This is a genomic window from Spirillospora sp. NPDC046719, from assembly GCF_040645715.1.
Lineage (GTDB): Bacteria > Actinomycetota > Actinomycetes > Streptosporangiales > Streptosporangiaceae > Spirillospora.
The window spans coordinates 1-15490 of the sequence record NZ_JBEYYT010000220.1 but is presented as its reverse complement, the minus strand read 5'-3'; the positions used below and the strand labels follow the sequence as shown (position 1 = coordinate 15490).

Annotated in this window: 13 protein-coding genes; 9 read left to right on the top strand and 4 right to left on the bottom strand. The window is 71.2% G+C overall.

Annotated features, from left to right (window positions below):
- Positions 1-143: 143 nt before the first annotated feature.
- The 4 genes from ABZ914_RS30710 to ABZ914_RS30695 are packed head-to-tail and all read right to left on the bottom strand — an operon-like array spanning position 144 to position 4769.
- A complete protein-coding gene (locus ABZ914_RS30710; RefSeq protein WP_500197469.1) occupies positions 144-1598 on the bottom strand; it encodes an NAD-dependent epimerase/dehydratase family protein in 1455 nt (484 codons plus the stop codon).
- Positions 1595-2818 (bottom strand): DegT/DnrJ/EryC1/StrS family aminotransferase, encoded by a 1224-nt coding sequence (locus tag ABZ914_RS30705; protein ID WP_500197468.1) that lies wholly within the window; start codon positions 2816-2818, stop codon positions 1595-1597. Before ABZ914_RS30705 ends, ABZ914_RS30710 begins: the two co-directional genes overlap by 4 nt.
- 26 nt (positions 2819-2844) lie before the next feature.
- A complete protein-coding gene (locus ABZ914_RS30700; protein ID WP_500197467.1) occupies positions 2845-3318 on the bottom strand; it encodes a VOC family protein in 474 nt (157 codons plus the stop codon).
- Entirely contained in the window at positions 3315-4769 is a 1455-nt protein-coding gene (locus tag ABZ914_RS30695; RefSeq protein ID WP_500197465.1) for an FAD-dependent oxidoreductase, read from the bottom strand. Before ABZ914_RS30695 ends, ABZ914_RS30700 begins: the two co-directional genes overlap by 4 nt.
- Positions 4770-5138: 369 nt before the next feature.
- On the opposite strand from ABZ914_RS30695, the gene ABZ914_RS30690 reads away from it, so the two are divergent.
- The 9 genes from ABZ914_RS30690 to ABZ914_RS30650 all read left to right on the top strand — a co-directional run bounded on the left by ABZ914_RS30690 (position 5139) and on the right by ABZ914_RS30650 (position 15414).
- Positions 5139-6806 carry an FAD-binding protein gene (locus ABZ914_RS30690; RefSeq protein ID WP_500197464.1) on the top strand — a complete coding sequence of 556 codons (1668 nt, stop codon included), beginning with the start codon at positions 5139-5141 and terminating at the stop codon, positions 6804-6806.
- A 44-nt stretch (positions 6807-6850) separates the two neighbouring features.
- Positions 6851-8203: an LLM class flavin-dependent oxidoreductase gene (locus ABZ914_RS30685; RefSeq protein WP_500197462.1), complete on the top strand. Its 1353-nt coding sequence runs from the start codon at positions 6851-6853 to the stop codon at positions 8201-8203.
- Positions 8200-9387, top strand: coding sequence for a flavin reductase (locus ABZ914_RS30680; RefSeq protein WP_500197461.1), 1188 nt, complete (start codon positions 8200-8202; stop codon positions 9385-9387). Before ABZ914_RS30685 ends, ABZ914_RS30680 begins: the two co-directional genes overlap by 4 nt.
- A gap of 21 nt (positions 9388-9408) precedes the next feature.
- Positions 9409-10161 carry an SDR family NAD(P)-dependent oxidoreductase gene (locus tag ABZ914_RS30675; protein ID WP_500197459.1) on the top strand — a complete coding sequence of 251 codons (753 nt, stop codon included), beginning with the start codon at positions 9409-9411 and terminating at the stop codon, positions 10159-10161.
- Entirely contained in the window at positions 10158-11051 is an 894-nt protein-coding gene (locus tag ABZ914_RS30670) for an aldo/keto reductase (protein WP_500197457.1), read from the top strand. Before ABZ914_RS30675 ends, ABZ914_RS30670 begins: the two co-directional genes overlap by 4 nt.
- 112 nt (positions 11052-11163) lie before the next feature.
- Positions 11164-12033: an alpha/beta fold hydrolase gene (locus tag ABZ914_RS30665; RefSeq protein WP_500197456.1), complete on the top strand. Its 870-nt coding sequence runs from the start codon at positions 11164-11166 to the stop codon at positions 12031-12033.
- 31 nt (positions 12034-12064) lie between these two features.
- The gene (locus tag ABZ914_RS30660) at positions 12065-13249 is read left to right on the top strand and encodes an acyl-CoA dehydrogenase family protein (RefSeq protein ID WP_500197454.1); all 1185 of its coding nucleotides are present in this window, start codon (positions 12065-12067) and stop codon (positions 13247-13249) included.
- Positions 13250-13274: 25 nt separating this feature from the next.
- On the top strand, positions 13275-14192 hold the full coding sequence (locus ABZ914_RS30655; protein ID WP_500197453.1) for a VOC family protein: 918 nt from the start codon (positions 13275-13277) through the stop codon (positions 14190-14192).
- A 40-nt stretch (positions 14193-14232) separates the two neighbouring features.
- Positions 14233-15414: a 3-ketosteroid-9-alpha-monooxygenase, oxygenase component gene (locus ABZ914_RS30650; protein ID WP_500197451.1), complete on the top strand. Its 1182-nt coding sequence runs from the start codon at positions 14233-14235 to the stop codon at positions 15412-15414.
- The last annotated feature ends 76 nt before the right edge of the window (positions 15415-15490 follow it).

Below are 15490 nucleotides of genomic sequence, written 5' to 3'. Positions count from 1 at the left end.
CGCCGAGACGGACACGGGCCGGGCGCTCTCTCACCCCCGCATGCCGGAGAAACATCGTGAGGTTTCCGCGCGCGGGCGACCGGAGGCGCACCCCACGTCTGGCTTCTTGGTGGAGCGCTCCGCGTTGGCGGGGCTCGACGGTTTCAGGTCGGGGAGCCGTCCCCGACGCCGCCCTCGACCTGGGCCAGGAATCGGTTGTGCTCGGCCTGCTCGGCGTACCCCGCGGTGTCCTTCACGCAGACCGGGCACCAGTGGCCGGCGGTGAGGACGAGCCGGGGACTGCCCGAGAAGGTGTGGCCCAGGGCGCATCGCCAGCTCAGCGGCACCGCGACGGCACCGGTCACCATGTCCTCGGAGAGGACCCGGCCGCCGCGGAACGCCGCGGCCTCTCTCATGTCGGCGAGAGACCACAAGGACGGGGGCTTGTCCTCGTCATATCCGTGGTCGAGGCGGACCGGGCTCCGGGAGGGGGCGGGCGGATGGAAGGTGGACCAGTCGCCGATCGCCTCCCACTCGCGGCGCGACCCGAAGTACGCGGCGATCTTCTCTTCGTCGCCGTCGCGGATGAACCGCATCGTGCCGCGCGGCCGAAGCGCAAGGCGTTTGATGACGAGGTTCTTCACCGCCCACGCCGGTACACGCCCGGCCAGTTTCAGCCGCGGGTTGGCCGCGATGGCGCGGGCCAGCGCGGCGTCGAAGGTGTCGCGGCGGAACGGCACGAGCTCTTGGAGGCGGTCGGAGTCGGTGTACCACTGGCCGTGGAAGTTGCGGGTGGCGAACCAGTTGCGCTCGTACCACTTCCGGACGTCCCGCACGCCCAGCGCACCGGTCATCCGCGTCTGCAGCTCCCAGTTGGTGAGCCGCCAGTCCTCGCCGCCTCCGATGTTGTAGACGCCGCCCCAGAACTCCTCGGGGACGCCGTCCTCGCAGATGCCCGCCATGAGGCGGGCCGCGTCCTCGGCCGACACCCACTCCATGACGCCGGCGAAGGGCGAGTGGGTCATGATCGGGTCGCGGATCCGGAGCACGCCCGGATGGAAGATCCCGGTCTGCCGCAGCCAGGCCCAGCGGGGCAGCCCCGACTCGATCAGCTCCCGCTCCGCGATGATCTTGCTTTGCGCGTACTCGTCGTACCGGGCGGCGCGTAACGGATCGCCGACGCGGCCCCAGTGGTGCGGCGGGTTGCGGTCCCCCGTCTCGGCGATGGACCCGATCATCACCACGCCGACGCCGGCCGCATCCTTCCGGGCCTTGACGGCTCGGATGATGTTCCTCGCGCCGCCGACGTTGACCCGGTGCGCGAGCTCGGGATGGTCGTCGGCGAACGGCGAGACGACGGCGCCGGCGTGCAGGACGACGTCGGCGTCCCTGACGCAGCGTTCGACGTCCGCGTACTCGGTGAGGTCGCCGGTCACGACGCGCAGGTTCTCCATGGCGCGGAAGGCGCCTATGGCGGCGAGATCGTTCCTGGTGGGCAGGACGAGCGCGATCACCTCGAAGCGGTCCGCCCGCTCGGCGAACTCGCGGAGGATGGCGCGACCCCAGTTCCCGGTCGCCCCCGTGAGGAGGACGCGGGTCCTGCCCGCCCGGGTCGTCATCGGCCGGTGGTCGCCGGAGCGTGCCGTGCGGCGAACTCGTGCACGGTCTTGACGACGTGGTCGAGTTCCTCGTCGCTCATGCCGTGGCTCATGCCGAGGGACATGCCGCGCTCGAACACCTCGTCCGCGTTGGGGAGCCCGCCGGGCGGGGTGCGGTACTCGACGCCCCGCATCATGGGGTGGCGGGTGACGTTCCCGCTCCACACGGTGCGGGTGTCGATGCCCGCGGCTTCCAGATGCTCCTGCAGGTCGGAGCGCTGGAAGCCGGCGTCCGGCCGTACGGTGACGGGGTAGCAGAGCCAGGCGGTGTGGAAGTCGGGAAGCCGCCGCGGCAGGCGGAAGAGGGAGGGGTAGGCACCGAACGCCCCGGTGAACGCCTCGAAGATCTCCGCACGGCGCCGGTAGTTCTTGTCCAGCTTCTTCAACTGCTCCAGCCCGAAGGCGGCGCCGAGCTCGGACGGCTCGAAGTTCCACGGCAGGACGTCGAAGATGAAGTCGTTGTCGTAGGCGACGCCGTCGAGGTCCTCGCGGAACACCCGGCCGGCGCCCGCGGAGCCGAACAGGTGCGGTTCCGAGCGGCGGCCCCAGCGGCGCAGCATCAGGCCCTTGTCGCGCAGCTTCTCGTCGTCGAGGCAGACCATGCCGCCGTTGCCGGCGCAGGTGATGATGTGCGCCATGGCGAAGCTGGTCACGGTGATGTCGGTGCGGCTCCCGGTCCTCGTCCCCCGCAGCGTGGTCCCGATGCAGTCGCAGGAGTCCTCGATGACCTTCAGGCCGTGGCGGTCGGCGATGTCGCGGATCGCGTCCCAGTCCGGGGCGTTGCCCGCCAGGTTCGGGATCAGCAGGGCACGGGTCCGGTCGGTGACCATCTCCTCGATCTTCGCGGGATCGACGTTGTAGGTGTCGGGCTCGACGTCGACGAAGACCGGCACCCAGCCGCCGCGGACGATCGGGGCGACATCGGTGGAGAAGGTCAGCGGCGAGGTGATGACCTCCGCGCCCTTGGGCAGGTCCAGCAGTTCCAGGGCCAGGTAGATGGCCGACGATCCGGAGTTGCACATGAGGCCGAGCCGCTTGCCGTACAGCTCGGCGACGCGCCGCTCCATCTCGGCGACGTTCTTGCCGATCTTTAGACCGTAGGGGCCGCTTCTCAGCACCTCGATGCAGGCGTTGATCTCGGCGTCGTCGTGCACGCTGCGCGCGTAAATGACCCGGGGCAATGTATCTCCTTGGAGAGAGGAAGCGGTCAGGGGCGGATGCGTCCGGCCAGGCCGGCCGCCGTGGCGCGGTCGAGGAGTTCGATCACCTGTCCGAGGGGGTCTCGGTGGTAGCACGTGCCCGCCGGGGCCCGGCCGTCCTTCACCCCGGCCATCCACAGCCGGGCGCCGCGGCGGGCGAGTTCGGCGGACGCCGCGGGGACGTCGTCCACGACGAAGCCGATGTGGTGGATGCCGGGAGCGGGCGTCCAGACCGGTGACCCGGGAACGGCCCGGAGCAGTTCGACATGGGGCGGACCGGCGGCCGAGAGCCCGATCCGCTGGATCGTCCTGTGCTCGACGCCGTCGATCCGGCACGCGTAGGCCGTCTCGTCGAAGAGCGTGACCGGCACCTCGTGGACGCGCCGGATCGTTTCGGCGGCCTCTTCGAGGTCGGTGACGACGATGCCGACATGGTGGAGCTCGCCGAGGTCGTAGATCGGCGGCACGGCAGCGGCCGTCATCGCGCCGCCGCCGTCTTCCCGGCGCGACGGCCGAAGAAGCTCGCGTCTCCCAGGGAGGTGCCGCTGCAGTAGCCCCAGGAGGGGATGCCGCTGGCGGTGCGTCCGGCGGCGAAGAGCCCCGGGATCGGCTCTCCGTCCGGGGTCAGCACCTCGCCGTCGGATGAGGTGTGCAGGCCGCCGATGGTGAAGACCCCGAACGGCGCACCACGGAGGTCGAGGACGCCGTACGGAGGCGCGACGGGCTTGAGCCATCGTGCGGACTTGTGGCAGAGCGGGTCCTCGCCCTTCCCGGCGCCGGCGTTGTACTGCTCGACGGTGCCGGCCAGCACGCCCCGGGCGACGCCCATCAGGTCCTCGAGTTCCGCGAGGTCGTCGGAGACCCACGTCGGCGTGGCGGGCATGCCGGTGAACCGCTCCACCTCCGCGTTGATCGCGTCGTCGTAGAGCAGGAACACCTGCCGGTCCTGCTGGAAGAGGGATGCCTGCCCCACGCGGCCGGGATAGGTGTCCTCGTTGATGAAGCGGCGGCCGCGGGCGTCCAGGAGCAGGGAGCGGCACAGCAGTGCGGGGTCGGCGGGGAAGGACGTCTGGCCCGCCTCCATGTGGCGGACGGCCGCACCGACCGCCTGGGCCATGCGGATGCCGCTGCCATCGTCGTGGTCGGTCCCGATCAGCATGTTGCCGGCCAGCTTCGGCGCGTACTGGTCCAGCATCGAGGGGTCGGCCGCGAAACCGCCCGCCGCCAGGACGACACCGCGCCGGGCCCGGATGAACGACCGTTCCCCGAAGGAGACGACCTCCGCTCCGACGACATCGCCGTCGTCGAGCACCAGCCTCTCGACGCGGGTGTCGTAGCGGAACTCCGCGCCGGCGCGCATCGCCGTCTCGACCAGGTGCTTCAGCAGAACCCACCCGGCGGACCTCTCGCCGGGCCTCTTGTCCTCCATGTGCGGGACGTGGCCGCGCGGCGCCGGCGGCGCGACGTCGGTGAACGGGTGGGCGTTCTCACCACCGGTGTACATCAGGCCGTATCCGGTCGGGGCCTCCCATGACGGCTCCGTCCAGAGCTTCGGTTCGAACCGGACGCCGCAGTCCACGAGCCAGTCGAAGTGCTCCAGGTTCTGCTCGCAGTAGACGGCGAGCTTCGCTTCGTCGGGGGCCGGTCCGGTGGCGGCTTTCAGGAAGGCGTACATGGCCTCCGGGGTGTCGTCGAAACCGCAGGCCTTCTGCAGGGGCGTGCCGCCGCCGAGGTAGATCTCGCCGCCGGACATGGCGGTCGCTCCACCCCACCCGCCGGCGGCGTCCACGACGAGGACCTCCGCGCCGGTGCTGGCGGCTTCGACCGCCGCGCTCGCACCGGCGCATCCGCTGCCCACGATGAGCACGTCCGTCTCGGTCGCGCCGCCATCGAGCCGCGACGCCGATGCCGGGGACGTCCTGGTCGCTCGCACGCAAGCTCCTCCCGCTCGACGCGTCACGGATGACCCGCACCGTCGGCGGCCATGACGCTGGATCCGGACGCTATCCACCACCCTGCGCCTCCTCCCGAGCGTGTTCCAGCGGCCGGAACACGATCTGAGCGCCACGCCGCCGGCCGTTCCGCGGCGGAACGGGAGGTGTTCCATTGGGCGGGAGGCGATCGCCCGCAGGCCGCCGCCCCGGCGCAGAATCGGCGCCTGGCCGGGCGCCGACGGTCGCGCACCGCGACCCGGGTCCTGCCGCACGCCCGTGAGCTCTTCGCCCGGAACCGGACCATCGCGACTCGTCCAGCCGTCCGCGAGCGGCGCGTCCGCCGTCCACGATCTCGACCGGAGGCCTTCATGACATCCAGCACCTCGGAGTGGGACCACGAGGTCGACATCCTGGTGGCCGGGAGCGGCGCCGGCGGGATGGCCGGGGCCATCGCGGCCCACGACGCCGGCCTTTCCGCGCTGGTGGTGGAGAAGGCCGCCTTCTTCGGCGGCTCGACCGCGCTGTCCGGCGGCGGGATCTGGATCCCGGGCAATCCGACGCTGAAGGCGATCGGCCGGGACGACGACCCGGCGGACGTCAAGCGCTACCTCAAGGCCGTCGTCGGCGACCGGGTGCCGGAGGCGCGGCTGGACGCCTACATCGAGCACGGCCCCGACGCGCTCGCCATGCTGCACCGGGTCAGCCGGCACATGTCCTTCACCTGGTGTCCCGACTATTCGGACTATCACCCGGAGGCGCCGGGCGGCCGGCCCCGGGGACGCACCATCGAACCCCGGCCGATCGACGCCCGCCTGCTCGGCCCGGACGAGCGGTTCCTGCTCCCCGGCAACCTCCCCTCCCCCATGGGCCTGTGGTTCACCGGATCGGAGGGGCGGCAGCTGATGTTCTACAAGCGCACCTGGTCCGGCCGATGGGCACTGCGGCTGGCGGTCTGGCGCGTCGCCAGCAACCTCGTCCGGCGGCGGCACATGAAGTCGCTCGGTGGTGCGCTGGTCACCAGGCTGCGGCTGACGATGAAGGACCTGCGCATCCCGCTGTGGCTGAACGCCCCCGTCACCGAGCTGGTCATCGAGGACGGCAGGGTCACCGGCGCCGTCGTCGAGCGCGAGGGCCGCCCGCGGCGCGTCCGCGCCCGGCGCGGCGTCCTGCTGGCCACCGGCGGTTTCGACCACGACCCGGAACTGCGCAAGGAGCACCTGCCCGAACTCGGGCAGGAGGACCTCAGCGCGGGCGCCGCGACCAACACCGGCGACGGGCACCGGAGCGGCGAGCGGGCCGGTGCCGCACTCGACCTGATGGACGACGCGTGGTGGATGCCCTCGATCAAGCAACCCGACGGGGTCGTCTACCCGCTCGTCTCCGAACGCTGCATACCGGCGATGGTCATCGTGAACCAGAGGGGCGAGCGGTTCACCAACGAGGCCGCCCCCTACGTCAACTTCGTCCACGCCCAGCTCGAGGGCGGGCACGTGCCGGCGTACGAGATCATCGACGCGAAGGCGCAACGCCGCTACCAGTTCGCGGGCATCATGCCCGGGCAGAAGTTCCCGCCGGAGTGGTACGCGAGCGGTCTGGTCTGCAAGGCCGACACTCTCGACGGTCTCGCCCGCGCGATCGGAGTGCCGCCCGAGGCCCTGCGGGCGACCGTCGACCGGTTCAACCGGTTCGCCCGCAACGGCCGCGACGAGGACTTCGGGCGGGGCGACAGCGTCTACGACCACTACTACGGCGACCCGTCACTGCCGAACCCCAACCTCGACGAGATCGAGTCCGGCCCGTACTACGCCATCCGGATCGAGGCCGGCGACCTCGGCACCAAGGGCGGGCTGGTCAGCGACGAACACGCACGGGTGCTCCGTCACGACGGCACCGTCATCGACGGGCTCTACGCCACGGGGAACGTCTCGGCGTCGGTGATGGGCAACGAGTACGCCGGTGCCGGCGCCACCATCGGGCCGGCCATCGCCTTCGCCTACATCGCCATGCGGCACGCGGCGGGCGAAGCCGCCACCTGACGCACCGCCCCCGGCACCCGCCCCATGGCGCACAGGGAGATTCCATGAAGAACAGTGGCCGTCAGATGCATCTCGCGGTCTTCGCCCAAGGACTGGGCGCCGCGCAGTCGGTGTGGCGATCACCGCGGACCGCCCCCGAGCACGTGCACACGCTGGGCCACTGGGCGCGCGTCGCCCAGGTGGCCGAGGAGGGCAAGCTCGACGCGGTGTTCATCGCGGACGCCCTCAACCTGAGCACCTCGATCGGAACGGACGCGACCGAGCGCCCCGACCCGATCGCCGTGCTGTCCGCCCTGTCGGCCGTGACCTCCCGCATCGGGCTGGTCGGCACGGGCTCGACGACGTACGGCGAGCCCTTCACCGTGGCCCGCCAGTTCGCCACCCTGGATCACCTGAGCGGCGGACGCGCGGGATGGAACATCGTCACCACGGCGATAGCGGCGGCCGCGGGCAACTTCGGCACCGCGGAGCTGCCCGAGCACGAGGCCCGCTACGAGCGGTGCCGCGAGTTCGTCGAGGTCGTGACCCGGTTGTGGGACGGCTGGCAGGACGACGCCCGCGTCCTGGACCGGGACGCCGGCGTGTACGCCGCGCTCGACCGCATCCACCAGGCCGACCACCACGGCAAGTACTTCGACGTCCGCGGCCCCCTGACGATCCCGCGGTCGCCGCAGGGGTGGCCGCTGCTGGTGCAGGCCGGCTCCTCCCCCACCGGGATGGACCTGGCGGCCACCTTCGCGGACATGGTCTTCACCACGCAGTTCGACCGCGGTGACTCCGCCGCCTTCGTCTCCAGGATGCGGGAGCTGGCCGCCGCGAAGGGGCGGGCGCCGGGAGCCATCGCGGTGATGCCCGGCATCACGCCGATCATCGGCAGGACCCTCCGGGAGGCGCGCGAGCTGGCCGCCGAGCTCGGTGCGCTGGTCCGCCCGGAGGCCACGCTGGCGTTCATGCAGCAGATGTTCGGCGGGATCGACTTCACGGTCTACGACCTGGACGAACCGTTCCCGGATGTGCGCGCCCTCCTGCCGCCGCACGCCGGCGTCTCGCGACCCGCGCTGTTCATGGCCATGGCCGAGGAGGAGAAGCTCACGCTGCGGCAAGTCGCGCAGCGCATCGGGCTGAGCACCGGGCACCGCTCCATCGTCGGCACGCCCGATCAGATCGCCGACGACCTGGCCGACTGGTTCGAGACGGGCGCGGCGGACGGTTTCAACCTGATGCCCGCGGACCTGCCCCAAGGGCTGGACGACTTCGTCCAGGAGGTCGTTCCCCGTCTCCAGGACCGTGGCCTCTTCCGCAAGGAGTACACCGGCGCCACGCTGCGCGAGCACCTGGGCGCACCGGCCCCTGCCCCGGCCGGGCCGACCGGACGCGCGATGGGAGACGCCCGGTGACCGCCCCAGCCGGAGCCTTCGACACGCGCCGGTTCCGCGAGGTCCTGGGCCACTACCCCACGGGCGTGGCCGTCATCACCGCGATCGCCGACGACGGAGGCCCGGTCGGCATGGTCGTCGGATCCTTCACCTCGGTGTCCCTGGACCCGCCCCTCGTCGCCTTCCTCCCCGACCGCACGTCGAACACCTTCGCACGGCTGCGCACGGCCGGCTCCTTCTGCGTCAACGTGCTGGCCGTCGGCCAGGAACGGATCTGCCGCCAGTTCGCCGCCAAATCCGGGGACAAGTTCGCCGGAGTCGCGTGGCGCCCCGCACCCACGGGCGCCCCTTTGCTGCAGGACGCGGTCGCCTGGATCGACTGCGAGTTCCACGACACCTTCGACGCCGGCGACCACTACATCGTCCTCGGGCGGGTCCGCGACCTCGGCATCACCAATCCGACGTCACCGCTGCTGTTCTTCCAGGGCGGCTACGGCGGCTTCTCCCCGGGAGCGCTCGTCGCCCCGTTCGAGGCCGATCTGCTCAACCATCTGCGCGTCGCCGACGCCGCCCGCCCCCACCTGGAACAGGTCTCGGCCGATCTCCAACTGGAGTGCTACGCCCAGGCCGTCGTCGCCGACGAGATCGTCATCATCGCCGGTGCGGGCACCCAGCAGAACACCGTGCGGGGCCACATCGGACGGAGGATGCCCTTCACGCCGCCCTACGGCGCCCTCTTCGTCGCCGGTCACGGTCCCGATGCCGAGAAAGCGTGGCTGTCGCGGCTCACCACGCCTCTGAGCGAGGACGACGGCGCGCGCTACCGGCGCATGCTCCAGAGGGTCACCGAACGTCGCTGGTCCCTCGCCCTCGTGGCCCCCGACCATGACGAGGTCTGGAACGAGGTGGACACCTTCTCCACCTCCCCCAGGACGCCCGGCTTGGACCGCCGGATGGGGGCGCTGCTGGACCACCTCGGCCCCCATTACGAACCGGAGGACCTCCCGGCGGGCCGCCGCCACGACGTCCGGCTGCTCGGCGCCCCCGTCCACGGCCCGGACGGCGGCGTCGTCCAGGTCCTCGCGCTGTTCGGGATGGCCCCGCAGGCGACCGTCCGGCAGATCACCACATGGCTCGAGCGGCTCACGCGCGCCGCCGGAGCCGTGACCACCGCCATCGGCGGCCGGGCACCCGCCCGCCCGTGACCCGGAAGGAGCACTGATCCCTTGCCCACCGAGCATGCGGTCGTGACGGGCGGCAGCAGCGGGATAGGACTCGCCGTCGTGCGACGCCTGCTGGCCAGGGGCCTCGCGGTGACCGTCCTGGACATGCGGCCGCCCGCCGAGGACCTGCCAGAGGACCGTGCGCGATCGTTCGAAGTCGACGTCACCGACGAACCGCAGGTGCGGTCGGCCTGGGAGGCCGCGGCGCGGAGCGCGGGCGCCCCGACGCGGCTGGTGACCTGCCATGGAATCCGCGGCGCGTTCAAGCCCGCGCTGGAGCTGGATCTCGACGGCTACAGGCGGGTCCTCGACGTCCATCTCATCGGAACGCTCGTCACCGCCCGCACCCTCGCCTCCCGGCTTCCCGGTCCGAAGGCCGCGGGCGGCGGCCGGTCCGACACCGCCTCCATCGTCACCGTCTCGTCCACGACGGCCTACCGGGGGTGGGCCAAACAAGCCGACTACGGCGTCGCCAAGGCCGCGGTCATGCAACTCACCCAGAACCTCGCCATCGAGTGGGCTCCTCTGGGCATCCGCGTCAACAGCGTCGCCCCCGGCCACACGCTGACCCCCATGGTCCAGGAGATGGTCGACCAGGGCTACGACCTGTCGGAGACCGAGGCGCGCATGCCGCTCGGCCGGCTGTGCACGCCGGAGGAGATGGCCCGCGCGATCGAGTTCCTGCTCCTGGACGCCACGTTCTCCACCGGCGTCTGCATGCCGGTCGACGGCGGCTGGACGGCGGTGGGCAAGTGATCCGGGGCGCCTCGACCACCCGCCGGGTCGGTGACCTGCGAGTGTCGGCGATAGGGCTCGGCGCCATGACGCTGACCCAGCGCCCCGGGTACGACGAGGCACAGGGCATCCGGACCGTGCACGCCGCCCTCGACGCGGGCGTGACCCTGATCGACACCGCCGACGTCTACGGCCCGGCCGGGACCGGGTACGGGGTGAACGAGTCGTTCGTCGCCCAGGCCCTCGCCCTCTATCCCGCGCCCACCGATCACGTCCTGGTGGTGACGAAGGGCGGTCACCTGCGCTTCCCGGAGACCGACACCTGGTGGATCGACGGCAGCCCCGAGCACCTGCGACGAGCCTGCCGGGCATCGCTCGGCAGGCTCGGCCTCGACACGCTCCCCCTTTACGTGCACCACCGGCCGGACCCCCGGGTCCCTTATGCCGAAAGCATGGGCGCTCTGAAAGAACTGCACGACGAGGGGCTCGTTTCCCGGGTGGGCGTCTCCAACGCCGGTGAAGACCAGATCCGCATAGCCCACGAGATCCTCGGCACGGCTCTCGTCGCGGTCGAGAACGAATACTCACCGCGAACCCGTGGCGCCGAATCCACGATCGGATTGTGCGAAAAGCTCGGTCTGGCGTTCCTGTCCTGGGGTCCTCTGGGCGGCATGCGCCAGGCCAAGCGGATCGGTTCGCAGTGCGGCGCCTTCGAGGAGGTCGCGGCCGCCCGCGGGGTCAGCGCCCAACGCGTGGCGCTGGCCTGGCAGCTGCACAAGTCACCGGCCGTCATCCCGATTCCCGGGGCGAGCCGCCCCGCCTCCATCCTCGATTCGCTCGCCGCCGTCGACCTCGAACTCACACCAGCGGAGTTGGAGCGGCTGGACCGGCCGGCTGAGCGTTCCCCCTGAACTCGAAGAACAGGGGTTCCACTCAGTGGCCACCCTGAAACCGATCTCGGCCCGCCGCTGATTGAGTTCCCCTATTCCCGCATAAGGCAGTTCTCACAAGATCCGAGGAGCCATGCCGACAGAGCCGACCCGAGAGTCGACATTGCGCGAACTCGCCACCGAACAGGGCGTCCTGCGGTACCACGAGGCCGGCGACGGCCCGCCCCTCCTGCTGCTGCACGGCTCGGGCCCCGGCGTCACCGGCTGGCGCAACTACCGCGGCAACCTGGCCGCGCTCGCCGAGCACTTCCGCTGCCTGGTGCTGGAGTTCCCCGGCTTCGGCGTGAGCGACCCGACCGACGAGCACCCCATGCTGGCCGCGCCGGGCGCGGTGCTCCGGTTCCTGGACGGCCTGGGCCTCCAGCAGGTCGACGTGATCGGCAACTCGATGGGCGGGATCGTCGGCGCCACCGTCGCGCTGGCCCACCCCGACCGGGTGCGGCGGCTGGTCACCATCGGCGGCATCGGCCGCAACATCTTCAGCCCGGCACCGGGCGAGGGCATCCGGCTGCTGATGGAGTTCACCGACCACCCGACCCGCGAAGCACTGATCCGGTGGCTGCACTCGATGGTCTACGACCCGGCCGTCGTCACCGAGGAGCTGATCGAGGAGCGCTGGCAGCAGGCGACCGACCCCGACACCCTCGCCAGCGCCCGGCGGATGTACGGCACCGAGGCGATGACGGCGGCGCTCCGAGCCGCGGACGCCGCCGAGGCGCCGCCGTACTGGGCGATGCTGCACAAGCTCAAGGCGAAGACGCTGATCACCTGGGGACGCGACGACAGGGTCAGCCCCGTCGACATGGCCCTGGTGCCGATGCGCACCATCCCCGACGTCCAAGTGCACATCTTCCCCGACTGCGGTCACTGGGTGATGGTCGAGCAGAAGGACGCCTGGGAGCGGACGGTGCTGGCGTTCCTGAGCCACAAGGAAACGGCGTGAGCGCCGACCACCACGTCCACGGGAGACAACGATGACCGACCGCGTCCTCGACACGATCATGGAACGGGCCGAGGAGCTGTCCGCGCTCGGCCCGGCCAACGAGCGCCTCGGCCGCCTGGACGACAAGGCCGCCGGGATGCTGCGCGACGCCGGGATGATCCGGATGCTGCAGCCCAAGGAGCACGGCGGGCTGGAAGCGCACCCGCGCGAGTTCGCCGAGGCGGTCATGGGGATCGCCGCGCTCGACGGCTCCACCGGCTGGGTCGCCGGCATCGTCGGCGTCCACCCGTGGGAGATGGCCTTCGCCGACCCCAGGGTCCAGCAGGAGATCTGGGGCGACGACCCCGACACCTGGATCGCCTCGCCCTACGCGCCGATGGGCGTGGCGCGGCCGGTGGACGGCGGCTATGTCTTCAGCGGACGCTGGCAGTTCTCCTCGGGCACCGACCACTGCGACTGGATCTTCCTCGGCGGGCTGCTCGGCGACGCCGACGGCGCTCCCGTGCAGCCGATCGAGGCACTGCACCTGATCCTGCCCCGCTCGGACTACGAGATCGTCGACGGATCCTGGGACGTCGCGGGCCTGAAGGGGACCGGCAGCAAGGACGTCGTCGTCAGGGACGCCTTCGTCCCCGACTACCGGGTCATCGAGTTCGCGAAGGTCATCGACGGCGTCGCGCCCAAGGAGGCGGGCCTGACCGACCCGATGTACCACGTGCCGTTCTCCTGCATGTTCCCCCTCGGCATCACCGCCGCGGTGATCGGCATCGCCGAGGGCGCGCTCGCCCACGGCCTCGCCTACCAGCGCGACCGCGTGCAGATCGTCGGCACCCAGGTCAAGGACGACCCGTACATGCTGTACGCGATCAGCGAGGCCGCCGAGGACATCGCCGCCTGCCGCACCCGGTTCCTGGACAACGCCTGCCGGATGTACGACAAGGTCGCCGCGGGCCAGGAGATCTCCTTCGCCGAACGGGCCGCCGGCCGCCGTACCCAGGTCCGCGCGGCATGGCGGGCGGTGCAGGCGATGACCGACATCGTGCTGCGCTCCGGCGGCAACGCGATGCGCGCCGACAACCCGATCCAGCGGTTCTGGCGGGACGCCCACGTCGGCCTCGCCCACGCCATCCACGTCCCCGGCGCCGTCTACCACGTGTCCGCGCTGACCGACATGGACATCGAGCCTCCCGAGGGCCCGATGCGCTCCATGATCTGACGCCCGGCCCGCTCGAGGAGAGAACATGACGCACATCCGCGGACTCGGCTACCTGCGAGTCCAGACGAACGACATCCCCCGCTGGCGGGAACTGACCGTCGACGCGCTCGGCTTCGCGGAGGGGACCGGCCCCGACCCGGACGGCCTCTACCTGCGCATGGACGAGCGCCGCTACCGGCTGGCCCTGCTGCCCGGCGACACCGACCGGGCGCTGTCGGTCGGCTGGGAGGTCCGCGACCAGTACGCGCTGGCCGCCGTCCGCGAGGCCGTCGAGAAGTCCGGAACCGAGGTGACCGTCCTGCCGCCGGACGAGGCGGCCGAGCGCGGCGCCGAGCAGGTCATCGCCTTCGCCGACCCGGCCGGCACCCCGGTCGAGGTCTTCTTCGGCCCGGTCCTGGACCACGGCCCGCTGCGCACCGGGCTGGACCAGGCGTTCGTCACCGGCCCCCAGGGCATGGGGCACGTGGTGCTGCCGACCCCCAGGCAGACCGAGACCCTCGACTTCTACGCCGAGGTCCTCGGGTTCCTTCCCCGCGGCGCCATGAAGGTCGCCGACACCCCCGACGGCGCGGTCCGCGTCCGCTTCATGGGCGTCAACCAGCGCCACCACAGCCTGGCGATCTGCCCGGCGCCCCATGACGGAGACCCGGGCCTGGTCCATCTGATGGTGGAGGTCGACGGCCTCGACGCCGTCGGACGCGCCCTCGACAACGTCGACCGGCTCGGCTTCTCGGTGTCCTCCACCCTGGGCCGGCACACCAACGACAAGATGATCTCCTTCTACGTGCGGGCGCCGGGCGGCTGGGACATCGAGTACGGCACCGACGGCATGCGCGTCGACGAGGCGTCCTACACCGCCGAGGAGATCACCGCCGACAGCTACTGGGGACACGACTGGTCGGGCTCGGAGCCCCTGGCCGCCTTCCTCCCCCAGGACGGGTGACCCGGCCCGTACCGTCATCCTTCTCACCGCTGGAGTTCTCATGACCGCACGGAAACCGGCGACCGACGGCGAGGTCCGGACGATCGAGTCGGCGCCTCCCCCCACCCGCTACGCGCGCGGATGGCACTGCCTCGGCCTGACGGACGAGTTCAACGACGGCAAGCCCCATCCGGTCGAGGCGTTCGGGACCAAGCTGGTGGTGTTCGCCGACGGCGCCGGCACGCTGAACGTGCTGAACGCCTACTGCCCGCACATGGGCGGGGACCTGAGCCGCGGCGAGGTGAAGGGCGACCAGATCGCCTGCCCCTTCCATGACTGGCGCTGGTCGGGCGACGGCAGGTGCGCGAGCATCCCCTACGCCCGCCGCGTCCCGCCGCGCGCCCGGACGCGGGCCTGGCGGACCCTCGAACGCAACGGCCAGCTGTTCGTCTGGAACGACCCGCAGGGCAACCCGCCCCCGCCCGAGGTCACCATCCCCGAGATCCCGGAGCACGGCTCGGACGAATGGACGTCGTGGACCTGGGACCGGCTGCTCGTCGAGGGCTCGAACTGCCGGGAGATCGTGGACAACGTCGTCGACATGGCGCACTTCTTCTACATCCACTACTCCTTCCCGACCTATTTCAAGAACGTCTTCGAGGGGCACATCGCCGCCCAGTACATGAACGGCAGGTCCCGCCCGGACGTCGACCTCGGAACCGCGTTCTCCGGCGAGTCGACCAACGTGTCCGAGGCCGCCTACTACGGCCCCTCCTACATGATCAATCCGATGAAGACCACCATGGAGGGCTTCACGGTCGAGACGGTCCTGATCAACTGCCACTACCCGGTGTCCCCGACGAGCTTCGTCCTGCAATGGGGCGTGATGGCCAAGAAGTTCCCCGGGATGTCGGAGGCGGACACCGCCGAGTACGCGGCCTCCTTCGCCGTCGGCGTGGCCCAGGGGTTCCTCCAGGACGTGGAGATCTGGCGGAACAAGGCCAAGATCGACAACCCGCTGCTGTGCGAGGAGGACGGTCCCGTCTACCAGCTGCGCCGCTGGTACGAGCAGTTCTACGTGGACGTCGAGGACGTCACCCCGGAGATGACGAACCGGTTCGAGTTCGAGATCGACACCGAGCGGGCCAACGGCTTCTGGCAGCGCGAGGTGGAGGAGAACCTCGCCGCCGGCCGGGTCATCGGCTTCGACGAGACGGCCCCGGCCGTCACCGCCGAGGCCTGAGAGCCGACGCCCGACGCACCAGGGTGGCGTGCGAGCCCGCACGCCACCCTCGTGGCGCCCGGCGACCGGGCGCCAC